At 69.9% G+C, this 26,069-nt stretch carries 26 protein-coding genes and 1 pseudogene; 6 read left to right on the top strand and 21 right to left on the bottom strand.

The window, feature by feature from the left end; translation table 11 throughout:
• Positions 1-167: 167 nt before the first annotated feature.
• The 16 genes from AB0937_RS15545 to AB0937_RS15620 all read right to left on the bottom strand — a co-directional run bounded on the left by AB0937_RS15545 (position 168) and on the right by AB0937_RS15620 (position 15,700).
• On the bottom strand, positions 168-1,193 hold the full coding sequence (locus AB0937_RS15545; RefSeq protein WP_366712112.1) for a hypothetical protein: 1,026 nt from the start codon (positions 1,191-1,193) through the stop codon (positions 168-170).
• The gene (locus AB0937_RS15550) at positions 1,190-3,871 is read right to left on the bottom strand and encodes a hypothetical protein (protein WP_366712114.1); all 2,682 of its coding nucleotides are present in this window, start codon (positions 3,869-3,871) and stop codon (positions 1,190-1,192) included. The genes AB0937_RS15545 and AB0937_RS15550 overlap by 4 nt, the downstream gene beginning before the upstream one ends.
• Positions 3,872-3,991: 120 nt before the next feature.
• Entirely contained in the window at positions 3,992-4,573 is a 582-nt protein-coding gene (locus AB0937_RS15555) for an OmpA family protein (RefSeq protein WP_366712187.1), read from the bottom strand.
• Positions 4,574-4,653: 80 nt separating this feature from the next.
• Positions 4,654-5,229, bottom strand: coding sequence for a hypothetical protein (locus AB0937_RS15560; RefSeq protein WP_366712115.1), 576 nt, complete (start codon positions 5,227-5,229; stop codon positions 4,654-4,656).
• 31 nt (positions 5,230-5,260) lie between these two features.
• Positions 5,261-5,863: a pilus assembly protein TadG-related protein gene (locus AB0937_RS15565; RefSeq protein WP_366712188.1), complete on the bottom strand. Its 603-nt coding sequence runs from the start codon at positions 5,861-5,863 to the stop codon at positions 5,261-5,263.
• A complete protein-coding gene (locus AB0937_RS15570; protein ID WP_366712116.1) occupies positions 5,863-6,096 on the bottom strand; it encodes a hypothetical protein in 234 nt (77 codons plus the stop codon). Before AB0937_RS15570 ends, AB0937_RS15565 begins: the two co-directional genes overlap by 1 nt.
• A gap of 145 nt (positions 6,097-6,241) precedes the next feature.
• Positions 6,242-7,198, bottom strand: coding sequence for a response regulator transcription factor (locus AB0937_RS15575; protein WP_366712117.1), 957 nt, complete (start codon positions 7,196-7,198; stop codon positions 6,242-6,244).
• 27 nt (positions 7,199-7,225) lie between these two features.
• Positions 7,226-8,863 carry an ATP-binding protein gene (locus AB0937_RS15580; protein ID WP_366712118.1) on the bottom strand — a complete coding sequence of 546 codons (1,638 nt, stop codon included), beginning with the start codon at positions 8,861-8,863 and terminating at the stop codon, positions 7,226-7,228.
• A 14-nt stretch (positions 8,864-8,877) separates the two neighbouring features.
• On the bottom strand, positions 8,878-9,765 hold the full coding sequence (locus AB0937_RS15585) for a DUF5936 domain-containing protein (RefSeq protein ID WP_366712119.1): 888 nt from the start codon (positions 9,763-9,765) through the stop codon (positions 8,878-8,880).
• Positions 9,766-9,795: 30 nt separating this feature from the next.
• Complete coding sequence (locus AB0937_RS15590; RefSeq protein WP_366712120.1) at positions 9,796-10,740, bottom strand: type II secretion system F family protein; 945 nt, start codon at positions 10,738-10,740, stop codon at positions 9,796-9,798.
• Positions 10,741-10,749: 9 nt separating this feature from the next.
• The gene (locus tag AB0937_RS15595) at positions 10,750-12,087 is read right to left on the bottom strand and encodes a CpaF family protein (RefSeq protein ID WP_366712121.1); all 1,338 of its coding nucleotides are present in this window, start codon (positions 12,085-12,087) and stop codon (positions 10,750-10,752) included.
• Between the two features lie 25 nt (positions 12,088-12,112).
• Entirely contained in the window at positions 12,113-12,469 is a 357-nt protein-coding gene (locus tag AB0937_RS15600; RefSeq protein ID WP_366712123.1) for a TadE/TadG family type IV pilus assembly protein, read from the bottom strand.
• Complete coding sequence (locus tag AB0937_RS15605; RefSeq protein WP_366712190.1) at positions 12,459-12,794, bottom strand: pilus assembly protein; 336 nt, start codon at positions 12,792-12,794, stop codon at positions 12,459-12,461. The genes AB0937_RS15600 and AB0937_RS15605 overlap by 11 nt, the downstream gene beginning before the upstream one ends.
• A 53-nt stretch (positions 12,795-12,847) precedes the next feature.
• Positions 12,848-14,080, bottom strand: a complete 1,233-nt coding sequence (locus tag AB0937_RS15610; RefSeq protein ID WP_366712125.1) for an AAA family ATPase — start codon at positions 14,078-14,080, stop codon at positions 12,848-12,850.
• 9 nt (positions 14,081-14,089) lie between these two features.
• Positions 14,090-14,797, bottom strand: a complete 708-nt coding sequence (cpaB, locus tag AB0937_RS15615; RefSeq protein ID WP_366712126.1) for a Flp pilus assembly protein CpaB — start codon at positions 14,795-14,797, stop codon at positions 14,090-14,092.
• Between the two features lie 69 nt (positions 14,798-14,866).
• Positions 14,867-15,700, bottom strand: a complete 834-nt coding sequence (locus AB0937_RS15620; protein WP_366712192.1) for a hypothetical protein — start codon at positions 15,698-15,700, stop codon at positions 14,867-14,869.
• Between the two features lie 416 nt (positions 15,701-16,116).
• Between AB0937_RS15620 and AB0937_RS15625 the strand changes: the two genes are divergently transcribed.
• From AB0937_RS15625 to AB0937_RS15645, 5 genes are read left to right on the top strand one after another with little or no spacing between them, the layout of a single operon-like run.
• On the top strand, positions 16,117-17,676 hold the full coding sequence (locus AB0937_RS15625; protein WP_366712127.1) for a hypothetical protein: 1,560 nt from the start codon (positions 16,117-16,119) through the stop codon (positions 17,674-17,676).
• A gap of 20 nt (positions 17,677-17,696) precedes the next feature.
• Positions 17,697-18,257, top strand: coding sequence for a hypothetical protein (locus AB0937_RS15630; RefSeq protein ID WP_366712129.1), 561 nt, complete (start codon positions 17,697-17,699; stop codon positions 18,255-18,257).
• A 2-nt stretch (positions 18,258-18,259) separates the two neighbouring features.
• Positions 18,260-18,691: a DUF3592 domain-containing protein gene (locus tag AB0937_RS15635; protein WP_366712130.1), complete on the top strand. Its 432-nt coding sequence runs from the start codon at positions 18,260-18,262 to the stop codon at positions 18,689-18,691.
• The gene (locus tag AB0937_RS15640) at positions 18,691-19,080 is read left to right on the top strand and encodes a hypothetical protein (RefSeq protein WP_366712131.1); all 390 of its coding nucleotides are present in this window, start codon (positions 18,691-18,693) and stop codon (positions 19,078-19,080) included. The genes AB0937_RS15635 and AB0937_RS15640 overlap by 1 nt, the downstream gene beginning before the upstream one ends.
• A gap of 31 nt (positions 19,081-19,111) precedes the next feature.
• On the top strand, positions 19,112-20,800 hold the full coding sequence (locus AB0937_RS15645; protein WP_366712132.1) for a glycoside hydrolase family 18 protein: 1,689 nt from the start codon (positions 19,112-19,114) through the stop codon (positions 20,798-20,800).
• A 36-nt stretch (positions 20,801-20,836) separates the two neighbouring features.
• Here AB0937_RS15645 and AB0937_RS15650 read toward each other — a convergent pair whose 3' ends face one another.
• The 5 genes from AB0937_RS15650 to AB0937_RS15670 all read right to left on the bottom strand — a co-directional run bounded on the left by AB0937_RS15650 (position 20,837) and on the right by AB0937_RS15670 (position 25,766).
• A complete protein-coding gene (locus AB0937_RS15650; protein ID WP_366712133.1) occupies positions 20,837-21,262 on the bottom strand; it encodes a hypothetical protein in 426 nt (141 codons plus the stop codon).
• Between the two features lie 103 nt (positions 21,263-21,365).
• Positions 21,366-22,670, bottom strand: coding sequence for an Nramp family divalent metal transporter (locus tag AB0937_RS15655; RefSeq protein WP_366712134.1), 1,305 nt, complete (start codon positions 22,668-22,670; stop codon positions 21,366-21,368).
• 184 nt (positions 22,671-22,854) lie between these two features.
• Positions 22,855-23,337, bottom strand: coding sequence for an ATP-binding protein (locus tag AB0937_RS15660; protein WP_366712136.1), 483 nt, complete (start codon positions 23,335-23,337; stop codon positions 22,855-22,857).
• An 81-nt stretch (positions 23,338-23,418) separates the two neighbouring features.
• On the bottom strand, positions 23,419-24,318 hold the full coding sequence (locus AB0937_RS15665) for an MEDS domain-containing protein (protein ID WP_366712138.1): 900 nt from the start codon (positions 24,316-24,318) through the stop codon (positions 23,419-23,421).
• A complete protein-coding gene (locus AB0937_RS15670; RefSeq protein WP_366712139.1) occupies positions 24,315-25,766 on the bottom strand; it encodes a LuxR C-terminal-related transcriptional regulator in 1,452 nt (483 codons plus the stop codon). The genes AB0937_RS15665 and AB0937_RS15670 overlap by 4 nt, the downstream gene beginning before the upstream one ends.
• A gap of 74 nt (positions 25,767-25,840) precedes the next feature.
• On the opposite strand from AB0937_RS15670, the pseudogene AB0937_RS15675 reads away from it, so the two are divergent.
• A pseudogene (locus AB0937_RS15675) lies at positions 25,841-26,069 on the top strand (hypothetical protein); the annotation flags it as partial.

Raw genomic sequence — 26,069 nt, forward strand, 5'->3', positions numbered from 1 at the left:
CCAGTGCCTGAGACCTGCGGTATGTCAGATCGCGCCAAGGCGGCGGCAGCTCGCGTAGGGCGCTGGGCAGTAGGTGAGTGTCCACGAGTCGCTCTCCGTCCGTGGCCCGGCGGCTTCCCGAGGTGTGGGCGGGATGGTCCGGCCGCGCTGCCCCCGCTGCCATGGCCTCAGGAGTGGGCGTCCGCTGCCTCGGTGAGCAGGACTGATGCCTGTTCGACGGCGACACCGCGTTGTGCATGGAGAGTTGCCAGTTCCGTCGACCAAGCCGGAAAGTGACCTGCTCTCCACAGGTGCAACGCGAGCCAGGAGAAGATCCGCTCCACGATCCAGGCGCCGATGCGGGTCACCCATCGGTCGATGAAGTCCTCGGGGTCGGCGTCCTGCAGGTCGATGCCGAGCCGTACGCACTCGTGCCAGCCCTCGGTCATACGTTCCCGGGTGACGCGCCGTGCGTCCGGCATCAAAGCGGCGAGCACGATGCGTACTTCCTCCCAACCGGGCCGCTCTTCCTCTCGCTCCCACCAGCGGCCTTCCGGTTCGGACGGCGGCTCCGGCTGCTCCAGCGGCCGCTCGGGCAGCAGCGCCTCGAGAACGGCCCGAGCACGGGCGGTCAGCTCCTCCGTCGCCTCCGGGTCATCGGGTGTGGTGACACCGCCATGCCTGCCGTACGGAAAGTCGCGTACGACCTCGGGCAACAGCGGTTCCTCGCCCTCGACCGAGCGAGCCGCCATCTCCTCGTACACCGGCGTCCGCAGCGTGATGAGATGCGTGCGGGCCCAGCACCGGTCGTACTCGCCCACCGAATCGTCGACCACCACACGAGCCAGTGCCTGCTCGCCGTAGGGCGTGCCGAGATCTTTGAACAGGTCGATCGCCGACAGCACGGCCAGATCGGCGCGGACGCACGACTCGGCCGCCGCCGCGACCTCGGCAGCAGGCGGGGCCTCTCCCCGTCGAACAGCCTCCCGCAAGGAGCGCAGCAGGCTTTCGATCCTGTGGGCCGCCCGTTCGCGGGCGCGCGCGGACACGAAGCGCTGTCGCCGTCCGTCGGTGAGCGGCAGGTCGGGTTCCTTCTCGAACCGCTCGTAGAGCTCGTACTCGTCCTCCGTCCAGCCGTGCGTGGTGGGCGGGGCGGCCGCGATCGTCGCCGCGAGGTCGTCGAGGATCGCGGCCGTGTTCTCGTTGTGCGTCATGCGACCCCCAGGTAGGCCATCGCGGTCTTCGGGTCCGTCATCTTGCCGGATCGGATGGCCTCGTACTTCTCGGTGTCGCTCTTGGCGTTCCAGGCGTCATTCATCTTCCGAAGCTGCTCCGGGGAGACGTCCTGTCCCGCGATGCGTGCTCCCACACCGTGCTCGGCCATCGTCGAAGCAGGCGTGCCGCCCGGGCGTACCTTCGGCTCGTTTGCCGCCTTCTGCGCCCTGCTCTGCTTCTTGTACTGGAACCGGTCGAAGATCTTCTGCCAGTCCTTGTTGGTGGCGATCTCGTACCGGGCCACGCGGCCCGGCGCTGCTTTCTGCCAGTCCCCCAGCCGTTCGACCTGGCCGGGCAGGGACGCCTGCGTGGTGGCGTTCGCCCGGTTCTTGACCTCGACGACATGGACCTTGCCGTCCTTGCCCCGGTAGGCGACGTCGGCGTCCGGGATGCCCGTGACGTCGATCTCGCCGCCCCGGCCGTCGTCGCGAACCGGTGACTCTCCCTTTCTCGCCCGCTCAGGACTGTCACCGATGTCCGAGTACACGGTGGTGCCGTCCGCCGCCTCGTCCTTGGCCACGCGCTTGGTGATGTTCGCCTCGGCGAGATTCTCGGCGAGCTGGTCCTTGTTGGCCGAGTTCAGTGCCTTGGACGCGAGCTTCTGCCGGCTCATCGGGTCGATGTTCTTCTGCCGCAGCAGGTCAGTCACGTCGTCGATCGCGTCCGCCGCCTGCTTCTTGCTGATGTCCTTCGAGTCCGGGTCGACGTCGTGCTCGGCTCTCTTGAGCAGGTTGTCCAGCATGCTCTCCTGCAGGTTCACCCGCTCGTTCCGCTTGGCGTCCTTCATGACCTCCCGCAGCAGATCGGCCCGTGCGTCCAGCGCCTCCTGCTGGGCCCGGCGTGCGTCGTCCGCGTCGTCGCCCGTGCATTCCTTGCCGCCCCCTTCGGCGACGACGATCAGGCCGCCCTGCGGGGCTGCCAGGACGCCCGTGCCGGTGCCCGCGGCGCCGCCGACACGCGCGCCACCGCCGTACGGGACGCGCCCGATCGCGATGCTGCAGCTGCCGTTCTTCTCGGCCTTCTCCTTGGCCTCGTCGGCGTGCTTCTGGGCCTCGTCCGCGGCCTTCTTCGCGCCGTCGAAGTCGCCCGCCCTGGCCGCTTTACGTGCCTTCTCCGCCGCGTCGGCCGCCTTGTCGAGGGATTCACCGACCTCGGCAAGTTTCTTGAACTTGGTGAACTTCGTGATGGTCTTCGGGCTGAAGATGCCGATGACGTTGACCACGGTGTTGCCGATGGAGGCGCCGTAGTTGCCCTTCTCCCAGTTCTCCTTGTCGACGAAGGTGTCGACCGCCAGGTCGGAGACGAAGTCCTCGGGCGAGTTGACCCAGCCCCACACGGAGGAGAGGTAGTTCCCCTTGTCCCACTCCTCACCCAGTTCGTCGGACTTTTCACCCCACCAGTTCGTGGTGTAGCCCTTCAGGCCGTTCCAGGTGTCCTTGATCGAACCGACCGGGTCGCTGACGACGTCCATGGTGTCGGCCAGGAAGCTCTTGGTCGGGGCCACGAAGAAGCCCCGGACATGGTCCATGAAGGTCCTGTCGTGGCGTTCCTGGTCGTGTACGTCGCCCCAGAGGGACTTGTCCTCGAACGGTCCCGGAGCGAGGGGGACCGTGTCGTTCGGGCCCGCGCCGTCGTAGGTGATGATCTGGGCCGACGCGGGGATGTCGCCGTCGCCCGTGTCGCCGTCGCCCGTGGCTGCGTTCGTGCCACCGGATTCCGTGTCGCCACTGGCTTCGGTTCCGCCGTCGGCTTCCGTGCCTTCCTGGCCGCCCGCGTCGCCCTGGGTTTCCGAGTCGCCTTGGGTGCCCGCATCGCCGTTCGTGCCCGTCCCGCCGTCTGCGCCCGCACCACCGTCCGCGTGAGCGCCGCCTTCCGGGTCCGCGCCGTTGCCGCCGTCGGCGCCGGCGTCCGCATCGCCCTGGTGGGCGGCGTCGTCGTCCCCGGCCGCACCCGTCTCCGTGCCATCGCCCTGCGGAGCGGGGCAGGCCGTGCCCGTCACGGAGCAGATGGCCGACTGGATGCCGTCGGCGATGCGCCCGCCGAGGCCGCCCATCGACAGCGCGACGATGATCGCCGCGACCACCGCGATGAGCCCCGCGTACTCCACCGCGGTCTGGCCCTCGTCCCGGCGCCAGCGGATCATTCTTTCCAGGCTGAACGGCCGCCGCTCCTCCCTGTCCTCGGGAGCGCTCTCGAACCACTCACGCGACCGGGCACGGCGCAACAGCACGATGACCGCCACCGGCAACGCCGCCTGCGTGATGCCCCGCAGATCGCCGTGCATCAGGGTGCCGAACGACAGCCACACGATCCACGCCTGTACGGCGATCAGTGCGCGGCTCGTCCACACCCCGCCCCGCCACAGGCGCCGGGCCAGGTAGACACCGGCCACGCTGGGCAGCGAGTCGTACACCAGGATCCCGAAGATCTCCCCGGAGTGGTACGTCACCACCGACAGCACGGTGACCACGTAGACCGCCGTCAGCGCGAACTGCACCCACAGCAGTACCTGCGCCCAGCCCAGTTCCCTCGGCAACGGCGTACGCCGCTCCCAGGACGGGCTGTTCTCTGCGCCCCCCGTCCCGTACGGGGGTATCCGGTCACCGGCAGGGGACATGCGCGACCTCAGCTCAGCTCGATAAACGGCCGTTCAGGACGGACATCGAGCCGAGGCTAAGGAACGTCGATCACCCACGCATGGGCCCGTGGCCCCAACCCTGGGCCCACTTCCTCCGACTCAACTCTCCTGGCGGGGGAAGGAGACCTCGACCCGGCGGTTCTTCTTGCGGCCGGTCTCCGTGGAGTTGTCGGCGATGGGGTACTGCTCGCCGTAGCCGCGGACCTCGTAGGTGACGTTGGAGTCGGTCAGTTCCTGGTCGAGGACGTTCTGCACGGCGTCGGCCCGCTTGCGGGACAGGACGTCGCCGTGGGCGGAGGAGCCGAGGTTGTCAGTGAAGCCGAAGACGCGGATCTTCGTGGCGTTCTGCGTCTTGATCTCCTCGGCGATCGCGGAGATGCGTGCCTTGGCCTGGGCACCGAGCTTCGCGCTGTCCTTGGCGAAGAGGACTTCGGCCTGGAGGGCGAACTTGACGTCGGCGTTGGTGTCCTCGCGGCGTTCGTCGCCGCTTTGGTCTTCTACGACCTGCTTGATGTCGAGGACTTTGGCAGTGGCCAGAGTGGCGCCCTCGGGGAGCTTCAGGTCCGGGTCGTTGGAGTCGACCTTGACCGGTGCACTGGCGGAGGGTTCGGTACCGGGGGGGACGCTTGGGCCTTCGTCGGCGTGGGCGCTCACAGCGGCGTTGAGATGGGTGGTGACCACGAGGGCCACGGCAGTGGCGATCAAGGAGAGGTGCTTCGCCGCCACGCGGCCCGAGGCTGGTGTAATGGTCACGGTGCGCCTCACCCAGAGATCTTGATGAGCGCGCTCGGGAACAGCGGCAACTGGAAGGTGACTTCGGCCGTGTTCGCCGGGGGCGAGGGGAACTGCAGGAACACAGCCATGGATTCCCCTGCCTTGAGCGCCGAGAATCCCGTGGTCGTCAGCGGGCGCCCATCCGTGTCGCGCAGTACGTAGTAACGCTTCTTGCCCTTCGAGTCGACGAGTGTGGCGCCTCCGAGCGACCTGCCATTGTTGATGATCTCGGTCTCGTTGCCACTCAGCTCGGCTGGGATCGTGACAATGTCGGAGCCGTCGTTCTTCAAGGTGCCGTTCACCGTGATGAACCCACCGGAGTCGCGCTCCGCGGAGTTGATTTGGAGAAGGAGGCCGCTCGGCCCCTTCACCTCAGCCAAGGGCTCACTGGCCTGCCCCTCCTGAGCACTCGGCTTGGATCCACTGGTCTTGGGGGCGGACACCGAAGGCTTCGGCTTCTCGTCATCACCGCCACCGCCTCCACAGCCGGCCACAGCCATTCCGGCCGCGACGGTCAAGGCAACCGCCCCCCTGCGGACCTTCGTAGTGAACCGAATGCTCATGGCTCTGCTTCCTTCAACTCGTCGTTCGCTGTCAGTCGGCCAGATGGACGTCGAAGAGGTCCTCGGGTTTCGGAAAATTCACAGGCGGATCACCCGGCTTCAGATCCCAGATCTCCCCGTCATTGCAGAGGAGCCGGGGCAACACCTTCTCGGGCGCATCCTCAGCGAGCGGCTTGAACGTACAGCGCTTCTCGATCACAGCGGTGGCGGACGCACTCGACCGATGGTCTGCCGTGCTGGGAATGACCGACTCGCCGACGGGCTTGTTGGTCTCGACCTCGACCGTGAACCCGAGGAGACCGGCCCAATTGCAGCCAAGCACTCGGGCGTCGTTCCACGCGGCCAGCTGACGTGCCCGCAGGCACGGGTCGCCGGTCGCTTCGGCATCACCGTTGAAGATGTCCTGCCACTTCGCCGGGTCGAGTACGTCGTTCAGCCACGCTCCGGCGAGTTGGTCCCGCCGGTCCTGCGCCGCCGCAAGAGCCGCCGCGTCTGCGGCCGTTTGGGCGCCGTTCCGATTGACCGCGGCCTGGCCGACCGCAAAGTAAGCGAACGCGAGGAAGAGCAGGCTCCCCACCACAGTGATGTAGATGGGGAATGCCTGCCCTGCGTCGCTGTACCGATGAGGTCGGATCAAGGGGCGACCTTGTTGATCTGCGTGGTCAGCTTGTTGACGATCGTCTGACCAATATTCGTCGACGCGATCAGAACCACGATCGCGACCACCACCGCGATGATGCCCAGGTACTCGACCGCCGTCTGGCCCTTGTCGCCGGCGCGGCGCTGCATCGCCTCGACCGTCGTGTTCTTCCAGCCGTTCACACGGACCTTGGTCGCGACGGCGGTCTTCAGCATCAGGTCGCTCATGGTGTTCCCCTCCGGGTTCGGCTGTGTCGCTTTCGACACGAGGAACGTACGGCGGAAGGTGCTGTCCTCCAGAGGGCCCCAGGGCCCAATTCCGGGCCCAATCACTCGGGCCCAACGGGTTGTTCGCCCATCGCGTCATCGGAGGTCACCCCAGTCCCCGACGTGTGTCCGGCGCCGTGCCGATCCACTTCGCCGCAGCCTCGGAGCGGCTGGTGCTGTGGAGCTTGGCGAAGATGCGGTTGATGTGGTTCTTGACGGTCTTCTCGCTGATGAAGCACGTGGCGGCGATCTGCTGGTTGTTCATGCCGGACGCGATGAGGTCCATGATCTCCGCCTCCCTCGTGCTCAACTGGAACCGCGACCTGTCGGGAGCGGCCGGACGGCCACTCGTCCACTCAGACGAAGACTGTCCCACATGCGGTTGCACTTGCGAAAGGTTTTCTGGAGAAATGGGTGGGAGTGGGGCAGGGAGGTGCGGCAAATTGCCTGCTGGAGCGGTATTCTGAGGTTGCGTATGCCATTTTACGGAGGTGGAAGTTCCGTATGCAGTCGCACTCGATGACTGGCCCAGGCCCTCCGGAAGGGGCGCCGTCGGGGCCGGGGCCGGGTCTCTGCGGAGTTGGGCCAGCAGGGCGCCCGCCGCTGTGGGGGTGAAGTGGGCCCGGCCCTCCTTGATGTCCCGTACGGCGTCGACCAGCTGATCGGCCGTGAACTCGCCGTGGACCAGGTAGCCGCCCGCACCCCGGCGCAGGGCCTCCTGGACGATCTCCGACTCCCTGCTGTAGGTCAGCATCACCACCGGCGCGATCTGTACGAGGTAGGGCAGGGCCGAGATGCCGTCCACTCCGGGCATGCGGACGTCCAGGAGGACGACGTCCGGGCGGTGCTCGTGGGCGGCGTCGTAGGCCTGGCGGCCGTCGGCGGCCTCCGCCACGACCTCGATGTCCGCGCGGCCGGAGAGCAGTGCGGTGAGACCCGCGCGGACCACGGGGTTGTCGTCCGCCACGACGACCCGGAGACGGTGGGTCGGTGGCGCGGCGAAGAGGTTCTGCAGGGGCGGCGGCTGGGGTGCGCCGGGGTGTGGGCTGATCGGGTCCGGCATCAGGGGCCTCCTCTCGGGTCGTATGGATCAGACTGTGGATGCGCTCAGTGCTGCCAGCGGGAGTTCCAGGCGAACCTCTGTGCCCTGGGCCTGACTGCCGCGGCCGATGCGTATGCGGGCGCCCACCGAGGCGGCTCGTTCCACCATGCCGACCAAGCCGAAATGGCCCGCACGGCGCAGTTGTTCGAGGGTCGTACCCGGGGGGAGGCCGCGGCCGTCGTCGTAGACGCTGATGCGAAGCAGGTCGCCGTGGACGCCCGCGCTGACGTCGACGCGGGTGGCGTGGGCGTGGCGGTGGGCATTCTCCATGGCCTCCGAGGCGATGGTGAGAAGCTGGCGAGCCACCGCGGGTGGGACCGGCGGGACGGCAAGCTCGCCCGTGGGGCGGTAGGTGGCGGGGAGTTGGGTACGGGTGCTGAAATCTCGCGTGCGCGCCGCCAGTTCCACCAGCACGTCCGTGCCGTGTTCCGGGTCGGATTCGCGCCTTAGGTCTGCGAGAAGCTCACGGGATTCCGCTGCCGCCCGGCGGGCTGAACGAGCAACCAGTTCGGCCTGTTGCTTGATCAGTCTGCTGTCCATACGAGCGGCGCCTGCCGACCCGGTCAGGCTGTCTGCGGCCAGGGCCACTCCGTGCAGCGTCTTGGCGACGGAGTCGTGCATCTCCCGCGCCAGACGGGCCCGTTCGGCGCTGACCGCCTCCGTCACGGCGAGACGGGCCTGGACCGTCGTGAGGGCCTGGGTGGCGGCGCCGAAGCGGAGCATGAGGTTGCGCAGGCTGGAACCGACGGCGCCGGCGATGAGGCAGAGACCGGGGAGGAGGGACGACTCGGCGATTCCGGCGTGCTGGCGCGCCGACGTGGCGTAGATCAGCATGAGGATCAATGACTGGAGCGACGCGAAAACGGCCGCGCCACGCCAGCCGTAGACGAGGCCGGCGAGCAGAGGCGTGCAGACGCTCACGTAGGCCAGCGTGGTGTCCGGGCCCGCGGAGATCAGGAGCAAGGAGCCGAAGAGAGTGTCCAGTGCCAGAAGGGAGGGATGGCGCAGCAGGAGGGGTCCGAAGCGTTCCCAGTCCCGGAAGAGGACGTAGGAAGCCATGAAGGTGACGACCACCGCGATGCCGACCAGACGGGTGCTCAGACCGGAATTGGCATTGATGAGGGCAGCCGGAGCGGCTAAGGCGATCATGGCCAGGCGGAAGCCGAAGACCTGACGGCACATGGCCTGGAGGGCGTTGATCTGAATGGGGATGGTCGCCGGGTCGGACGTCGCCGCCAGTATCCGGCCGGTCGTCGACGAACCAGCGGCCTGAGCCGGAGCCACCACCGGGGTCGACTCGCCGGCTTGCGGTGCCGACTTCACAAGTTTCGCATCCCGAAGTTCCGCGCGCCTGTGCTCCCCCTTCCTGATCCGCACCGTCCGCTCGGTCCGGGCCTCCCCCTGTGCCGCCGGCCAAGAGGGGGCGGGTTCCACGGGCCCTGTCGACGCCGGCGCGTCCGCCCGCACCCAGCCAGGGGGGAGGGCAGGCGTCGCGTACGTCACCGGAATGTCCGGCGCACCCGTCCGGACATGAGCCGGGAGGACCGTACCTGCCGGTGGAGTGGTGATCTCAGGCGTCCTCGGGCGAAGGCGCAGCAACCTGGTGCGTTCCTGAGTTGTCGACATGCCGTCGCCCCGTTCTACTCGCCCGTGATGGAACTGAAGTCCGTGCCGGAGCCAAGCAGCATTCCCGCGCCGAGGAGAATCATCGTGGCCGGAACCATGAAGGTCGTGATCATCAGGGTCGCCTTCGGGACCGCACGCGCGGCCTTGCGGCGGGCGTTCTGCGCATCCGTGCGACGCATGTCTTTCGCAAGCGCAACAAGGGTGTCCACGATCGGCGCACCCAGTTCCTCGCCCTGTTGGAGCGCCGTCACAAACATCGCTACCTGTTCCGAATCGTTGCGCTTGCGCAGTTCGTCGAAGGCTTGCCGTCGGCCCATCCCGAGATCCATCTGACGCAGGGTGATCCGAAGCTCGTCGGCCCAAGGGCCCTCATACTTGGACGCGACTCGATCGAGCGCTTGGCGGAACCCCAACCCTGCGCTGACGACGACCGCGAGTACGTCCAGGAAGTCCGGCAACGTCCGCTCGATCGCGTCCTTGCGGATACGGATCGCGGACCAAATCCCAACGTCGGCCCAGAAGGCGGCGAAGGCGAACATCAGAAGGGCTGCGAAGACACTGCCCTTGGTCAGGGCGATGAAGCCCCCGAACCCGCCGATCACTCCGTACACCGCACGCCTGGCCGCGTACCGGTCGATGGTGAGACCTCCGGGGTTACCTGCGAGGTCGATCTTGCGCCGATATTTCGCAACGCGCTTCGGCCCCATCAAGCGGAGAACGGAGGGCGCGTATCGCATGCCGAGCCGGTCGACCAGCGACCCCACGGCGTTGGTGCGGGTTCCACCGATCTCCAAGGCCAGCGCCAGGTCGCCAGGAAGCCGCGCCTCCGCCCGGTACATGCGGATGCCGGCGAAGGCTCCCCACACGCTGAGGCCCATGACGAGTGCCAGCAGAAGTCCCATGTGGCGCTCCTTCTCCTATGGCTCGGTGCTTCAGACGTCGATGCGCGACAGACGGCGGATGAGGAAGAAACCGACGCCATACAGGCTGAAGGCGATGATCACGCAGGCCTGACCGATCGGTGACCCAGTCATACGGTCCAGCGAGCCATCGTTGATGGCGTTCAACATGAACAAAGCGCCCACGCCCAGCACCGGCACCGCGTACGACGTCATGTTCACCTGCGACAACTGCGTCCGCACTTCGCGCCGCGTCTCCTTCCGCTCCTCCAGCGTCTCCGTCAGGTTCCGCAGGGCGCTGACGACCTGGCCGCCCGCCCGGTTGGACAGGACCAGCGTGGTGACGAGGACGATCAGTTCACGGGACGGCAGACGGTCCGCCAGCTCGCCCAGGGCGTCGTCCATCGAGGCGCCGACCGCCAACTGTGCCGCCACCTTGCCCAGTTCCTCTCCCGCCGGGGCCTCCATCTCCTCGGCGGCCATGCCGATCGCCGTACGCAGGGCGAGGCCCGCCTGTGTGGCATTGGCGAGAATCCGGGCCATTTCGGGAAGTTGGTTGATGAACTTCTCAATACGCTTCTGGCGCTGCCAATTGAGGAACTGGAATGCCACCCACATGCCCAACAGCCCCGCCAGCGGCCCGAAGAACGGTGCCAGGGCCGCCTGGCCGATCAGCCACAGGCCCGCGACCGTGGCGAGCATGTAGACGAAGAACTCGCCCGGGGTGATGTCCAGGCCGGTCGCCGCCAGGCGCAGTTCGAGCTTCTTGCCGAGCCTGGTGCGCCGCAGCCGGCGGTCGATGCCGCGGAAGTTGCGGCGCCGGCCGCCCGCCGGGACCTGGCCCGTGGCGGACAGGCGGTCCACCAGGGCCTGCCGCTGTGCCTTGCCCATGGCGTAGGAGTGCAGGCCGGCGACCACGAGGACGCAGGTCAGCAGGGTGATGCCGGTGGTGAGCGTGATGAGCGGTTGCAGTTCCATCGGTCGGTCCTACCTGGCTTCTCGGGTGGCTAGCTGGTCCGCTGTCCGGGCGATGCCGAACGCCTGGGGAAGGGGCTGGCTCGCCATGTAGAGGCGGTCGGCGGTGCGGCGCGGTAGCGGGAAGTACTCGAAGACGCCGTGGATACGGCCGTCGGAGGTCATGGGCTGCGCGTGGAAGCGGGCGACCGTGACCAGTCGGTACGGGTCGCTGCCGTGGCTGTCCATCAGCGCGATCTCGGTGATGCGGCGGGCGCCGTCCGCGAACCGGGTCAGCTGCACGATGACGTCGACCGCGCTGTTGATCTGGTCGTGCAGCGCCACGAAGGGGATCTCCACGTCCGACATGGACGCCAGGGTCTGCAGCCGCATCAGCGCGTCCTCGGCGTTGTTGGCGTGGACGGTGGCGAGGGAACCGTCGTGTCCGGTGGACATCGCCTGGAGCATGTCGAGGGACTCGCCGCCGCGGACCTCACCGACGACGATCCGGTCGGGGCGCATGCGCAGGGAGTTGCGGACGAGGTCGCGGATCGTCACCTGGCCCTTGCCCTCGACGTTGGGCGGGCGGGACTCCAGGCGGATCACGTGCGGCTGCTGGAGCTGGAGTTCGGCGGAGTCCTCGATGGTGATGATGCGTTCGCCCTCGGGGATGAGCCCCGACAGGGCGTTCAGCAGGGTCGTCTTGCCGGTGCCTGTCGCGCCCGAGACGATGATGTTGAACTTCGCCTGCACCAGCCCCGCCAGCAGGTACAGCATGTGCTCGTCGAGCGAGCCGAGGCCGATCAGCTCCTGGAGGGTGAAGGAGCGCGGGAAGCGGCGGATGGTGAGGGTGGCGCCGGTCAGGGACAGCGGCGGGATGATGACGTTGACGCGCTCGCCGGAGGGCAGGCGGGCGTCGACCATCGGGTTCGATTCGTCGACCCGGCGGTTGACCGTGGAGACGATGCGCTCGATGGTCTGCATGAGCTGATCGTTCGAGGCGAAGCGCAGCGGCAGTTGTTCGACCCGCCCGCCGCGCTCCACGAAGATCGCGTCCGGGCCGTTGACCATGATCTCGGTGATGGAGGCGTCTTCCAGGAGCGGCTCCAGGATGCCGAGGCCGAGTGCCTCGTCGACCACCCTGCGGATCAGCTGCGCGCGTTCGACCGTCGACAGGACCGGGCCCTCGCGGCTGATGATGTGTCCCAGCACCCGTTCCAGCCGGGCCCTGCGTTCGGCGGCGGCCAGCGAGCTCATCTCCGCGAGGTCGATCTCCTCCAGGAGCTTGGCCCGGTAGGAGGCGACCATGTGGCCGTCCTCGCCCCGGTTGCCCTTCTCCTCGGGGGTGTTGATGCGTGCTCGCAGGCTCATGAGTGCGGTGCTCCTAGCTCTTCCTTCAGTGGTCGCGCGGCATCGTGGCGGTCTTGACGGCCGGGTCGAACCTCCAGCCCGGCACGAGGGACGGGATCTGCACGGTGGCCGTGACCGTGACCTCGTCCCCGCCGATCGACGGGGGGCAGCTCGTTCCGTCGGCCAGCCAACTGCTCACGGCGGCCTTGCAATCCGCCTCGGACGGCCCTCCCAGCGACGCGCTGCGCGCCCCCGCCCGGGCCGCCGTACCGGCTTGCTGTGCCGTGTACGCGATCAGCCCCAGCTGTACGGCCGCCAGGGCGACGAGGAGCAGGATCGGCAGGAAGCCGATGTACTCGATGGCGACTTGGCCGCGGTCGCGGCGCTCGGGGTCACGGGGCATCCGAGTCCGCCTCCTCGACCGCACCGGCGTGGCCGTTGACCGTGAACCCGAAGGACAGTGTGCCGGGGAAGAGGACCGGGACCTCCAGGTCCACGTCCGCGGTGACGTAGCCGATGCCGCCGCACGTCACTTCGGCACCCGATCGCCATGCGTCCGACAGGTGCCTGAGCCCGGCCTCCTCACACGCGGCCTGCCGCGTTCCCCGTGTGGCCGCCGTCCCCTCACGCACCGCCTCGTCCGCCGCGTTCCCCGCGAGGACGAACGTGTAGCCCACGAGGACGGCCTGCCACAGTGCGATGAGCGTCACGATGATCGTCGGCGTCATCCCGAGGAACTCGATCGTGACCTGACCCTTGTCCCGCTCCCTCAAGAGCACCCTCACCCCTCCTTCCTCCGCCGAAAGCTCCCCGCTCCCCGGCCCCCCTTCTGGGCACCGTCCGCGGTCTTGACCAGGCCCAGTTCTCCCGCCAGGCCCCACAGGGCCTGCTTCACAGCGCTCTTGTTCTCCAGTTCGTGGATGCGGCCCGCGTCCACGACGCTCTGCAGTTCCTTGAAGTTGGCGGGGACCACGGTGGCCGCGACCTCCGTGCCGGTGATCTTCTGGATCAGGGGCGGCTGGATCTCCGTAGCGCGCGAGTGCCGGTTGACGACGACGGTCGTCTCCTCGGCCTTGCGGATCTGCAGCCGGTCCCACATCCGCACGGCCCGTTTCGCGCCCCGTACTGCGACCACGTCCGGCGTGGTGATCAGCAGGGCCCGGTCGGCCATCTCCACGGCGGCCGCGCCGGCGCCGCCGAGCTGGGCGCCGCAGTCGATGACGACGACCTCGTAGCGGGAGCGCAGGGCGCTGACGATCTGCCGGGCGGCGCGGTCGGTGACGTCCTCGCCGCGTTCGCCCTCGGCGGGGGCGAGCAGCAGGGCGACGCCGGTGTCGTGGCGGAAGACCGCGTCGGCGAGGACGCGCGGGGAGATGTCGTTGATCGCGGCGAGGTCGACGACCGAGCGGCGGAACTGGACGTCCAGGTAGGAGGCGATGTCGCCGGCCTGGAGGTCCATGTCGACCAGGGCGGTGCTGCGGCCGGAGGCCTGGGCGGCCAGGGCGAGCTGGATCGCGGTCAGGGTGGTGCCGGTGCCGCCCTTCGCGCCGCTGACCGTGACGACGGTGCCGCCGACGCCGGTGAACACGTCGCCGCCGGCACCGAGGTGCCGTCGTACGCCGACGGACCACTGGGCGACGGCCTGGACGCGGCTGGCGAGTTCCTCGTAGCTCAGCGGCAGGGCGACCAGGCCGCGGGCGCCGTAGTCCATGGCGGCCTGGAAGAGGCCGGGGCTCGCGTCGGAGGTGACGAGGATGACGCCGACGGCCGGGAAGCGCAGGGCCACTTCGCGGATCAGTTCCAGCGCGGGGACGGGGCCGATCCGTTCGTGGACGATCACGACCTCGGGCAGCTCGTCGACCGACTCGGCGGCCAGCCGCGCGAGGGTGTCGACGAGCTGGGTGGAGTCGACCACGGGTGCGACGGGCTCGGCGTCCGGGAGCTGGCTGAGCAGTGTCGTGACGGACCGGACCGCGTCCGTGTCACCGACTGCCGGGAGGATCCTCGTGGGCATGGCAGCCTCTCACTTGTCCTTCGCGAGTTCGTACGTCCGGTCCCGCTCGGGGACGGTGGTGTCGCTGCCGGGCGCGACGAGGGCGAGCCGGACGCGCTTGGCGAACGACTCGGCGTAGGTGATGCGCTGGGCGTCGAGGGCGGACAGTGCGAAGGTGATGGGGACGGCGTCGGTGGGCTGCTGGGTGCGGTTGCCCTCGTCGGGCTTGAGCGCGGTGAGTTCGCCGACGTCGAGGACCTTGGCGTTGGTGACGATGATCTTCGACTGGTCGGGGTCGCCCTCGCGGGCGCCCTCGAAGGTGGCGTAGACGTTGACCGAGGCGCCGGGTGTGATCTTGCCTGCCACGCCGGTCGCCGCGTCGATCATGATGGCGACCTCCTGCTGGCCGGGCTGGAGGGCCGGCTGGCGGACGATCATGTCGGACTGGAGCAGGGAGCCCGCGCGCAGTGTGGTCACGGCGATCTTGCCCTGTATCTCCCGCAGATCGGTGACCGCGTTGCCGGACAGCCACCGTTCGGGCATCTCGATCTTCTCGAACTGGCCCGTGCTGAGGGTGGTGTAGGGCGGCACGTCGGACTTGAGCCGGTACGCGGCGACCTCGGGGCCGACCTTCGACTTCACGTCGCTGATGACGGAGAGCACGCCGGCGAAGGCGCCGAGGGCGCAGACGACCGACAGGAGCAGGAGAATCACGCCGCGGCGCTGACGGGAGTTCATGAACCGTACAACCTCGTTGTGGATATCGGTCGAGCGGGATCGGAACGGTGCTGATGAGCGGTGTCAGCGTCAGCCGACGGCCGTTCGGTTCTCGAGCTGCTGGTGGGGTGGGCTGTCGTGGGCGGGTGGCGTGGCCGAGCAGAACACGCAGCGGTCCCCGATGACGTCGATGCCGCACCAGTGGCACCGGCTGCGCCGGACGGAGGTGACCAGCTGGTAGAGGACGGACAGGTCGGGCAGGTAGCTGCAGAACTCGATGAGCTTGCCGGTGCCCCACCAGCCGGGCGATTCGGCCGGGAGCGGGATCTCGCGCAGCCCCTGCACCTTCCAGGAGGGGGCGAGGGTGCCCGTGACCCAGTCGGACTGGAGCTGTCCTTTGGCGATCAGCATCCAGGTGCCGAACTCGGGTCCGGGCAGGGCGGCTTCGGGGGTGATCCTGACGAGCCGCGGCTCGGGGTGGGCGAGGACGCCGAACTGGCTGCCTGGCACCCAGGACTTGGCGTGCGACTTCAGGCCGACGGGGACGCGGTCGAGGCGGGCGACGGAGTTCAGCAGCGCGCCGGCGTGGATGTAGTGGACGAGCAGCCGGCCGGCCGAGGCGAGCACGCCGGGGCTGATGTCGCAGGAGGCGAGCTGACGTAACTGGCGGGCCAGGACGGCCAGTCCGAGAGGTGGCAGGTCCGGCCGGAACAGGGCGATGCGGTCGCTCTCCATGAGCGAGCGCAGCGTGTGCAGCCGTCGCTGCACCGCGGTGGGCGCGGCCGGTGAGCAGACCACGATCACGTGCCCGTGGTGTTCCACCAGGGCCTGCATCTCGGCCAGCGCCTGCTCCAGGGGGCGTCGGTCGATGTCCCGGAGCACGACGGCGGGCAGGGTGCGTTCGTCCTGTGGCGGCAGCGCCATGTCGGCGCCGGTCACGGCAATGGCAGTTGGCACGCGCAGCTCCCCGTTTCCCCATGCCGGTCGGAACGCCGGGTGTCACTCCGGCGCACCGAGTCGACTTCACTGCGTGACTACCTGAGCACTGTATCCACGCCTCTGTGACCGGAGAACAGCGTTTGTGTAGCTGGAGAGCAACTGTCGTTGCACAAGAGGCGTCAAAACGGGGCAGGTTGAGCATCTTGCCGATCGTCGAGGCGTGTCCGGGGCGGTGCCGTGCGGTGGGCCCGGCGGGCCCAGTGGTGACGGTGGGCCTTCGTTTGGGCCCTGAGGCCCACGCCTGACGCAGCGTCGCGTACCTACGCTCGCCGTCCGGAAAGCACACACGGCCGGACGGCACGCGGCCGGACGGCACGCGGATCGGCGAGGAGGGGTGCCGTATGGCGGACGGGGGCGGCATACCGGCGTACGGGCGCAGACCGGTCTTCGACGACCGGGGGGCGACCGGCACCGAGTACCTCGGGATGGTCGTCGTCAGCGCGGCGATCGTCCTGGCCCTGTCGGCCACCGGTGCCGGCCAGTTGATCTACGACAGGATCGCCGCGCAGGTCTGCCGGGTCGCCGGCGGCGGCGACTGCGGGACGGCCGGGCCCGGGCCGGACCAGCCGCTCACCGACGCGGACTTCGAGCCGGCGCTGTGCCAGGTCTCGTCCGTCACCGACAAGGCGGGCTCCAAGGCGAAGATCCTCTTTTGGGAGATCGGCAAGGAGTACGGCTTCCAGGAGCAGCGCCTGAAGGCGAACACGGACGTCAACGGGGACGGCAAGGTCGACGACAGCGACCAGATGGTCTACCTGACGTTCACGGACGCGGCGTCGGTGGCCGCCAAGAAGGACTTCAAGCCGGGCATGAAGGTGGGCCGGTTCGGCGCGGACAAGGTGGAGCTGGGGCTCGGCATCAAGGTGACCAACGGTGACACCTGGGTGTTCCAGAGCCCCGAGGAGGCCCAGCGGTTCCGGGACGACGTGGAGAAGCTGCAGATGTACGAGATGCGGCGGACCATGCCGGGCGGCGCGGAGGCGAGCGTCGGCGACAGCATCCTCTACCTCTTCGGGAAGGGGCCCCTGAAGGACGAGGAGGACACGCAGAACCGCATCGAGGAGCACCTCGGCGACAACCGCAAGATCACCTACGGCAAGGTGGGCCTGGAGGCCTCGGCGTCGGCCGGCCTGAAGATCTCCGCGGGCGACGAGAAGAAGCTGAGCGCCGCGCTCGGCGGCACGTTCAAGTACGCGCCGGAGGTCACCTGGACCGACAACTCCTACAAGAACACCAAGTCGTACACCTACTCCTCGTCCATCGAGTACGGCTCCAAGGTGGGGTACGAGGCGGGCCCGCTCAGCGGTGAGTACGCGGCGAACACGACGCAGACCGGCACCATCACCGTCACCTACGACAAGAAGACCGGCAAGCTGGTCCGTGTCGACATGACCCGCACGGTCGAGGAGGGCGGCCAGAAGGACGGCGCCAAGGCGGGCGGCGACAACGGCAAGAAGGACGGGGACAAACGGGGCGGGAACGCCGGGGTGAAGGGCACCGGCTCGCAGACCGGCATCGAGATCGTCACGAACACGCTCACCTTCGATCCCGGCCCGGCGGGCGACCGGGACCGGGCGGTCGCCGAACGCTGGCTGGACAGCAACAACGAGCAGGCCGCGACGCCCTTCCAGTACATGTTCGCCGACCACGCCCCGACGTCCCGCCCGGGCGCAGACGACCCCTTCGGACAGCTGATGTTCGACCAGGGCAAGTCGAGCCGGATGACGTACACGGGCGAGGTGAACGCGGCCGAGTACGGCTTCGAGTTGAATCTGGGGCTCAGCCTGGGCATGACGATCAGCACGGAGAAGAAGGCGGAGACCCTGACCGGCGCCCGGTTCCTGGGGGCGCCGCACGGACAGGGCCGCTCCTATCTTCCCTACAGCTACTGTGCGAACTGACGAGACGGGAGCCCCTGCCGATGAAGACCCGCCGTGCCGGCCTGGCCGCCGCCCTGCTGACGACCGCCGTCGCCCTGACCGGCTGCGGGAGTCCCGGTTCCGGCGCGGGCAGCGTGCCCGAGGGCTGGGGGACGCTGAAGACGAAGGGGGTCGACGTGTCGTACCCGAAGGGCTACGAGGAGCAGAGCGCGGCCGAGCGGGGCGAGCACAATGCCGCGGCGGCGGTGCGGACGGAGGGCGCGAGGAAGGTCTCGGTCGTCACCGTGCAGCTCGGATTCACCGAGGCGAACTCCGCCGAGCAGGCCGCGATCGCCGCCGAGGCGGGCATCCAGATGGGCGCCGACGTCAAGGGCCGGAAGGACGTGGAGCTGGCCGGCACGGACGAGGCCAAGCGGATCGACTTCTCCTTCAAGGCGACCGGCGAGGACGGCGGGCCGGCCGCGGGCACCCCGGTCGAGGGAGTGATCCTGGCCGGGCTGGACGCGCACGACACGGCCTTCGCGATCCGGATCGACGCGCAGCAGGGGTCCCTGCCGGACGGGGACCTGGACCGGATCATCGATTCGGTCGAGGTGCACTAGCCGTGGCGGTGCCGGGCGCCGGATACGTCGTACTGGCGGCGCTGGTGGCGCTGTTCGGGGCGCTGGCCTGGAGGTACGCACGGCGGCTGGTGACGGTGACGCGGGTGCTGCGGCGCGGTGTCCGGGCGGAGGGTGAGTGCGTGCGGGTGGAGACGGAGCCGTACCAGCGTTCCGACGCGCGGCGGCACTTCTTCGCCTTCCGCACGGCCGACGGCGTACGGGTCGAGTTCGAGGACCTGGCGGGCTGGTCGACGACGGAGGGCAGCCCGGTGACCGTCACCTACGACCCCCGCGACCCCGCGGGCACGGCGACGGTGGCGGGCCGGGGCAGCTGGTCCCCGGTGCTCCAGTCGCTGGCCCTGGTCGCGGGCTGCGGCCTGGCCGCGGCGGGTTTCGCGATCCTGCTCTTCTTCGAGATCACCGGGGGTGACTGATGACGCTCGTCCGCTGCTGGGCCGTCGGCATCGTGGTGCTCGTCCTCACCGAGTACGTCCAGATGACGCTGGTGTACGGGCCGCTGGTCGGCGCGGAGGGCGTCGGGTCGTTCGGGGCCGCGCTGGCGCTGGTGCACCTGCCGAACCTGGTGTGTGTCGTGCTGGCCACCTGGGCGGCGGCGCGGGTGCATCCGGAGCCGTGGCGCGAGGTGCCGGTGCGGCATCTGGCGGCGGCGTGCGCGGTTCCGGCCGCTGCGCAGGTGCTGCTGCTGTCCCTGCGGCCGGGGGTGCTGGACCCGGCGGGTGCGGCGTTCTGGATGTCCACGGGTGTGCTGCTGGCGGGATGCGCGGTGGGACTGCTGCTCGACAGGTTGGTCTGGACCTCTTGACAGCCCCTTTGGTCTGGACCATTTTCTTGTCATGTCCCCACACAGACGATCCCTGCGGTTCTGGTCGGGCGCCGTCACGGCTGCCCTGGCCCTCACTGTCACGACCGTCGGCCAGGCCAGCGCCGCCGACGTCAACAACGCCAGGAACGCCGGCTTCGAGTCGGGCCTGAGCGACTGGACCTGCTCGGCGGGCAGCGGCACGACGGTCTCCTCCCCCGTCCGCACCGGCACGGCCGCGCTGCGGGCGACCCCGTCGGGGCAGGACAACGCCCGGTGCGCCCAGACGGTACGGGTGAAGCCCGGCTCGACGTACACGCTGGGCGCCTGGGTGCGGGGCGGGTACGCCTACCTGGGTGTGACGGGCACGGGCACGACGGACGTGTCCACCTGGACGCCCGACTCCTCCTCGTGGAAGCAGCTGTCGACCACCTTCACCACAGGCTCCTCGACCACCTCGGTGACGGTGTACACGCACGGCTGGTACGGGCAGGCGGCGTACTACGCGGACGACGTGTCGGTGTTCGGCCCCGACGGCGGCGGGGGCACCGACCCCGGTCCCACGGTCCCGTCCGCGCCGAGCGGCCTGAACGTCACCGGCACGACCGCCTCCACGGTCTCCCTCGCGTGGAACACGGTCTCCGGGGCGACCGGTTACACGGTCTACCGCGACGGCACCAAGGTGACGGCGGTCTCCGGCACCTCGGCGACGGTGACCGGCCTCGCGGCCTCGACGTCGTACTCCTTCCAGGTCACGGCGACGAACGGGGCCGGCGAGTCGCCGAGGTCGGCGGCCGTGACGGGCACCACGAACAAGCCGAACGGCCCGGGCCCCGCACTGCCCAAGCACGCGGTGACCGGCTACTGGCAGAACTTCAACAACGGGGCGACCGTGCAGCGCGTTTCCGACGTCCCCGCCGCCTACGACATCATCGCGGTGGCCTTCGCCGACGCGACGGGCACGCCCGGGGCGGTGTCCTTCACCCTGGACTCGGCCGGGCTGAACGGCTACACGGCCGACCAGTTCAAGGCGGACGTGAAGGCGAAGCAGGCCGCGGGCAAGAAGGTCGTCATCTCGGTCGGCGGGGAGCGCGGCACGGTGTCGGTGAACGACGCCGCGTCGGCGGCCAACTTCGCGGACAGCGTGTACTCCGTGATGCAGACCTACGGCTTCGACGGCGTCGACATCGACCTGGAGAACGGCCTGAACGCGACGTACATGACGCAGGCGCTGCGCGCGCTGTCGCAGAAGGCGGGCCCCTCGCTCGTCCTCACGATGGCTCCGCAGACGATCGACATGCAGTCCACGTCCAACGGGTACTTCCGGACCGCGCTGAACGTGAAGGACATCCTCACGGTCGTCAACATGCAGTACTACAACAGCGGTTCCATGCTCGGCTGCGACGGCAAGGTCTACAGCCAGGGCTCGGTCGACTTCCTCACGGCCCTGGCCTGCATCCAGCTGGAGAACGGCCTCGCCCCCTCCCAGGTGGGCCTGGGCCTCCCGGCCTCCACCCGGGGGGCGGGAAGCGGCTACGTCTCGCCGACCGTGGTGAACAACGCCCTGGACTGCCTCGCCAAGGGCACCGGCTGCGGCACCTTCAAGCCGCCGCGGACGTACCCCGACCTGCGCGGTGCCATGACGTGGTCGACCAACTGGGACGCCACTGCGGGCAACGCCTGGTCCAACGCCGTGGGGCCCCATGTGCACGGGCTGCCGTAGCGACCGCTGACGCCGCCGGCGGGGTGGCCGGGTCCCTCACCCCGCCGGCCTGTAGTGGCCCAGCACCCACGCCAGCTGCGGGAACCACTCCTGGAGCCGCGACCGGGGCTTGGCCTCCACCACGCACTCGAAGAACCGGCCGTCCACGTGGACCACGGCGACCATCAGCGCCTTGCCGTTGGGACTCGCCTGGTAGTGGACACTGCGGATCTCGGGCCAGCGGAACTCGATCGAGAGACCGGACGACTCGAAGGCGACACCCGACGCGTCGACGACGACCGCGTTGCGCTTGTCGACGGCCAGGAAGTCCGGCCCGGCCGCCGGCTGCGGCGGGGCATGGACGTACGGAGGCTGTGCGGGTACGTACGGAGGCTGCGCGGCGGCGTACGGGGGCGGCACCGGCGCGTACTGCGGCGGTGGCGGGCCGAAGCCGGGCCCGGGTGGCGGAGGCTGCTGGGTCATCCGGCCATTCTCCGCCCTGGGGTCTGTCGTTTGGATCAGGCCGCGGGAAGGCAACGGTGCTGTCCCGTCCCTCGCGTCTGCGGCGTGATCCGGACGACAGGCCCTAGAAGAACTCCCCCCACGGCTGGTCCCAGATCTGCTTCACGCACAGGATCAGGAACAGCAGGCCGGCCACAGCGAGCATGATGTTGCTGAGCGGGCCGTTGCGCCACTCCCGCGGCGTACGGCCGGAGTTGAGGAGCCAGATCAGAGTGCCGGCGAGGAACGGCAGGAAGGCCGCGCCGAGGACGCCGTAGATGATGATCAGGCGGAAGGGCTGGCCCTCGAAGAGCAGGATCATCGGCGGGAAGGTCAGCCAGAGCAGATAGGCGCGGAACGGCCAGGAGCGTTCGCGCGTCCCGGAGGCGACCTCCTCGCCCTTGGCCCGGCCCGTGCCCGACAGCCGGGCCACGAAGTCGGCGAACATCAAGCTCACACCGTGCCAGACGCCGATCAGCGAGGTGAAGGACGTGGCGAAGAAGCCGATCAGGAAGAACTTCGCCGTCGCCGAGCCGTACTCCTCCTCCAGGATGTCGCCCAGCTGGATCAGGCCCTTGTCGCCGCTGGCGATGGCGACGTTCGCCGAGTGGAGCAGCTCCGCGCCGACGAACAGCATGGCGATGACGAAGATGCCGGTGGTGGCGTAGGCGACGCGGTTGTCCAGGCGCATGATCTTCATCCAGCCCGTGTCGGTCCAGCCCTTGGCGTTGACCCAGTAGCCGTAGGCCGCGAGCGTGATCGTGCCGCCCACACCGCCGATCAGGCCCAGTGTGTTGAGGATCGAGTCCTTCTCGTCCGGCAGCACCGGCAGGAGACCGGCGAGGGCGTCGGGGATGTTCGGCGTGACCCGGATCGCCAGGTACACCGTCACCACGAACATGACGCCCACCAGGATCGTCATGACCTTCTCGAACACCGCGTACTTGTTGAACCAGACGAAGACCAGCCCGACCAGACCGCAGGCGATGCCCCACCCCTTGAGGTCCATCACGTCCGGGAACAGCGCCTGCAGCGGCAGCGCGCTCGACGACATCGCCGCCGCGCCGTAGACGAAGCCCCAGACCACGACGTACACCGCGAAGAACCAGGTGGTCCAGCGGCCGAGACTCGCCCAGCCGTCGAACAGGGTGCGGCCCGTGGACAGGTGCCAGCGGCCCGCCGCCTCGGCCAGGGAGATCTTCACCAGGCACCCGATGATGGCGGCCCACAGCAGGGTGTAGCCGAAGTTGCTGCCCGCGATCAGGGTGGCGACCAGGTCACCGGCGCCGACTCCGGTCGCCGCGACGACGATGCCCGGACCGATGTGTTTCCAGCTCGCCTTGCGGGGTTGGGGTTGCTGCGTACCCGTGTGCTCCGTGGTGTCGGCCATACAGATCAAGAAACAGCAATGTGCCAGGGCCGACAAGAGGGCAGGAGCGGACCGGCCTCAGGGGCCGCCGGGCCGTGTCGATGTGCGGCTCCGGCGCGTGGGCGCGAACAACCACTCACGACCCGCAGCCCGGAGAGAGCCGAGGTGGCACGACGCACCGACCTCGGCCCACCCCAGCGGAGCGTCACGGCTGTCGCCGACCACAGCCGTCCGCCTCGCACGTGCCGAGCTCGAACCACACGGTCTTGCCCGGCCCGTCCCGGTGGCAGCCCCAGCTGCGGGCCAGCGCGTCCACCAGGAACATCCCACGGCCGCTCTCCCCGGTGCCCGCGTCCAGCACCCGCGGGACCCGGCGTTCGGCGTCGGCGACCTCGCAGCGCAGGAGGCCGTGCGCGGCGAACAGCGTGAGCCGGAAGCGGCTCCCGGCGTGCACCAGGGCGTTGGTGGCCAGTTCACCGACGAGCAGCTCCGCCACGTCCGCGACGTCACCGCGCTCGCCGAGCCCCCAGCACTCCAACTGCCTGCGCACCTCCGCGCGCGCCTCGCGGACGGCGGAGGGCCGGGGCGCGTACTCGACCCTCAGGTGCCCCGCCCCCAGGGGTGGTTGCGGGAACGGGCCGTAGCGGGCGTCTGGGTCGGGGAGGTGCCGCCCGGAGAGTTGCAGCATGGGTCCAGGGTGGTCCCCGGGGGCGGTTCGGCGCAGGGGGAGGACTACCCGATCCCCTACCTGCTTGCGCAGGTGGGAAGGCTATGCGTACTGGAGCCGGACCGTTGCTCCGTCGGCGTCGTCGCGGATGTCCACGTACGCGCAGACCTGACGCGCGTACCACAGCCCCGGGCCCGGTTCCGGGTCTGCGGCCGGCGGGACGAAGCCGGCGAGCGGGTCGTCGAGGCGGCGGGCCGAGCGCAGTTCGCAGACGCAGCCGGGGCCCTCGCCCCACAGCAGGACGTCGCCGCCGAGGGGGGCGAGGGCCGCCGCGCTCTCCGCGACGGCGGCGGCGAACAGCTCGGCGTCCGCAGCGGGCAGTCCTCGCCCGACGGCCCAGCCCTGCACGGCCGCGGAGTCCGGCTGTGGGAGGCGCAGCGCGCCGTCCGGCGGCAACGGCAGGGGGACGGCGTCGAGTTCGGCCGCGAGCCGCAGCGGGTCCTCGTAGACCTCGGTGCCGGGGTGGGTGCGGCGGGCCGCGGCGACGACGGCGGGTCCGGCGGTGCGGGTGTCGTACGCGCACAGGGCGGTCGTGGACATGGGGGCGAAAAGGAGGTTGGCGAGGGCCTCGTAACGGATCCACTCGGTGGTCTCGCGGGCCGAGCGGCCGGCGCGGCCGCTCCAGACGGGTTCCATGACGAGGTGGAGCCGGCCTCCGGGCCCGGCGTGCGCCGCGAGGTAGGTGGCGGCCCGGGCGACGGCGTTGGCGGCGGAGCCGGTGTACCAGTCGGTGTGCGGGATGCAGGTGACGTCCTTCGCAACGGGGCCGAGGACGTCACGCAGGAGGTCGAGGTGGTGCGGGGCGGCGATGGCCACCGGCGGCGGTTCGCCGGATGCGCCGAGCCCTTCGCCGAGGAAGGGCAGGGCGGCGGCCAGGAAGCCGTCGTCGGAGTCGAAGACGGCCATGCGGTGGTCGAACGGGCTGTGTTCTGCGGTGGTCACGTGGTCCCCTCGGGTGGGTGGGTGCGTGCGGGGGTGGGACAGCGCCGCGCCGTCACCCAGGCCGCGATCTGGCTGCGGTTGCTGAAGCCGAGCTTGCCGAGGATGCGTTCCACATGGCCTTCGGCGGTGCGGCGGGCGATCACCAGACGGTCGGCGATCTGCTGGTTGGCGAGGCCTTCGGCGACGAGCTGGGCGACCTCGGTCTCACGGCGGGTCAGGCGGACCGTGCCGTCGTCGTGCGGGGGCGGGGCGGCGGGTTCCGCGGGGTGCGGGCGGCCCGGCCCCTGTGGCTCCCGGCCGGCCAGTTCCGCGAGCGGCAGGGTCCTGCCCCGCCGGTGGGCCCGCTCGAACGCCTCGGGGCCGAGGGCCCCGGCCACCCGCTCCTCGGTGTCCCGGCGCGCGGAGTTGAGGGTGTGGGAGCCCCAGCGGCCGGTGTCGATGTCGGCCCAGACGCGGTCGGCTCCGCCGAGGAGGACGGCGGCGTGCTCGTGGGAGCCGCGTGCGGCCGCGATCGACGCGAGCAGGTCGAGGGTGAGGGCGATGCCGATGACGTCGTGGACGGCGAGTTTGAGCCGCAGGGCCTCGAGGGCGTGCCGTTCGGCCCGGGGCCAGTCGGCGCGCACGGTGTGGGCGAGGGCGAGGATGCGCAGCACGTAGGAGCGGACCCACTGCTCGCCGTGCCGTTCGCACAGTCTCAAGGCCTCCTCGCAGACCTCGACGGCCCGCTCGGCCTCGCCCAGGTAGGCCAGCGCGCAGGCGAGTTCGACCTGGTCGAGGCCGGCGAGGCTGAGGTGCTGGCCGGGCACCGGCCCGCGGGCGACGGTGGTCTCGAAGTGCCGCAGCGCGCCGGGCAGGTCGTCGCCGAACAACCGGATGACGCCGATGACGTACTCGGCGTGCGCGGCTTCGGCGTCGTCGCCGAGGGTGTGGGCGAGGGCGAGGGCGTCGGTGGCGTGGCGACGGCCCCGTGGGAAGTCCCGGGTGGCGGCGGCCAGCAGCCCGGCGACCCACAGGGCGCGGGCCCGTTCCCGGGTGGGTCCGGGGGCGGCGGCAAGGGCCCGGTCGAGCCAGTACAGGCCCTCGCGGGAGGCGCCGCAGGCGTGCCAGTGGAACCAGAGCGTGCCGGCGAGACGCAGTGCGGCGAGGGCCTCGCCGGGGGCGGAGAGGCTGAAGTCGAGGGCGGCGCGGAGGTTGTCCCGGTCGGCGCGCAGCCGGGCGACCGTCTCCGGCTGGCCGGGCCCGAACCAGCCCCGCTCGCACGCCTCGGCCCGCCGTGCCATCCAGTCGCGCTGCCGCCGCCGGGCGGTCTCCTCCTGCCCTGTGACCCGCCTCAACTGCTCCAGTCCGTACTGCCGCAGGGTGTCGAGCAGCCGGTAGCGCACTCCGCCGGGCCCGGGCTCCCGGCAGAGCACGGACTTGTCCACGAGCCCGGCAACGGCCTCGAGCACGTCGTCCCTGCGCAGGCCCGGGGCGCAGGTGAGCAGGGCGACGGCCCCGGGTGGTGCTGTGGCAGGCCGGGGGTATGCGGCAGGAACGTCCACCGCCCCGGCAGATGCTGCCGCAGGCCGGTGGCATGCGGCAGGAACGTCCACCGCCCCGGCGGCTGCTGCCGCAGGCCGGTGGCATGCGGCAGGAACGTCCACCGCCCCGGCAGATGCTGCCGCAGGCCGGTGGCATGCGGCAGGAACGTCCACCGCCCCGGCAGATGCTGCCGCAGGCCGGTGGCATGCGGCAGGAACGTCCACCGCCCC

This window comes from Streptomyces sp. NPDC047880 (genome assembly GCF_040706515.1).
GTDB lineage: Bacteria > Actinomycetota > Actinomycetes > Streptomycetales > Streptomycetaceae > Streptomyces.

Excerpts from the sequence above, each read along its gene's own strand:
- AB0937_RS15620 (WP_366712192.1), bottom strand. The coding sequence starts at position 15,700 with ATGGCGCTGCCGCCACAGGACGAACGCACCCTGCCCGCCGTCGTGCTC.
- AB0937_RS15545 (WP_366712112.1), bottom strand. The coding sequence starts at position 1,193 with ATGACGCACAACGAGAACACGGCCGCGATCCTCGACGACCTCGCGGCG.
- AB0937_RS15660 (WP_366712136.1), bottom strand. The coding sequence starts at position 23,337 with ATGCTGCAACTCTCCGGGCGGCACCTCCCCGACCCAGACGCCCGCTAC.
- AB0937_RS15590 (WP_366712120.1), bottom strand. The coding sequence starts at position 10,740 with ATGGAACTGCAACCGCTCATCACGCTCACCACCGGCATCACCCTGCTG.
- AB0937_RS15580 (WP_366712118.1), bottom strand. The coding sequence starts at position 8,863 with ATGTCGACAACTCAGGAACGCACCAGGTTGCTGCGCCTTCGCCCGAGG.
- AB0937_RS15640 (WP_366712131.1), top strand. The coding sequence starts at position 18,691 with ATGACGCTCGTCCGCTGCTGGGCCGTCGGCATCGTGGTGCTCGTCCTC.
- AB0937_RS15600 (WP_366712123.1), bottom strand. The coding sequence starts at position 12,469 with ATGCCCCGTGACCCCGAGCGCCGCGACCGCGGCCAAGTCGCCATCGAG.
- AB0937_RS15605 (WP_366712190.1), bottom strand. The coding sequence starts at position 12,794 with ATGACGCCGACGATCATCGTGACGCTCATCGCACTGTGGCAGGCCGTC.
- AB0937_RS15595 (WP_366712121.1), bottom strand. The coding sequence starts at position 12,087 with ATGAGCCTGCGAGCACGCATCAACACCCCCGAGGAGAAGGGCAACCGG.
- AB0937_RS15630 (WP_366712129.1), top strand. The coding sequence starts at position 17,697 with ATGAAGACCCGCCGTGCCGGCCTGGCCGCCGCCCTGCTGACGACCGCC.
- AB0937_RS15585 (WP_366712119.1), bottom strand. The coding sequence starts at position 9,765 with ATGGGACTTCTGCTGGCACTCGTCATGGGCCTCAGCGTGTGGGGAGCC.
- AB0937_RS15625 (WP_366712127.1), top strand. The coding sequence starts at position 16,117 with ATGGCGGACGGGGGCGGCATACCGGCGTACGGGCGCAGACCGGTCTTC.
- AB0937_RS15650 (WP_366712133.1), bottom strand. The coding sequence starts at position 21,262 with ATGACCCAGCAGCCTCCGCCACCCGGGCCCGGCTTCGGCCCGCCACCG.
- cpaB (WP_366712126.1), bottom strand. The coding sequence starts at position 14,797 with ATGAACTCCCGTCAGCGCCGCGGCGTGATTCTCCTGCTCCTGTCGGTC.
- AB0937_RS15645 (WP_366712132.1), top strand. The coding sequence starts at position 19,112 with ATGTCCCCACACAGACGATCCCTGCGGTTCTGGTCGGGCGCCGTCACG.
- AB0937_RS15655 (WP_366712134.1), bottom strand. The coding sequence starts at position 22,670 with ATGGCCGACACCACGGAGCACACGGGTACGCAGCAACCCCAACCCCGC.
- AB0937_RS15560 (WP_366712115.1), bottom strand. The coding sequence starts at position 5,229 with ATGAGCATTCGGTTCACTACGAAGGTCCGCAGGGGGGCGGTTGCCTTG.
- AB0937_RS15575 (WP_366712117.1), bottom strand. The coding sequence starts at position 7,198 with ATGCCGGACCCGATCAGCCCACACCCCGGCGCACCCCAGCCGCCGCCC.
- AB0937_RS15610 (WP_366712125.1), bottom strand. The coding sequence starts at position 14,080 with ATGCCCACGAGGATCCTCCCGGCAGTCGGTGACACGGACGCGGTCCGG.
- AB0937_RS15570 (WP_366712116.1), bottom strand. The coding sequence starts at position 6,096 with ATGAGCGACCTGATGCTGAAGACCGCCGTCGCGACCAAGGTCCGTGTG.
- AB0937_RS15550 (WP_366712114.1), bottom strand. The coding sequence starts at position 3,871 with ATGTCCCCTGCCGGTGACCGGATACCCCCGTACGGGACGGGGGGCGCA.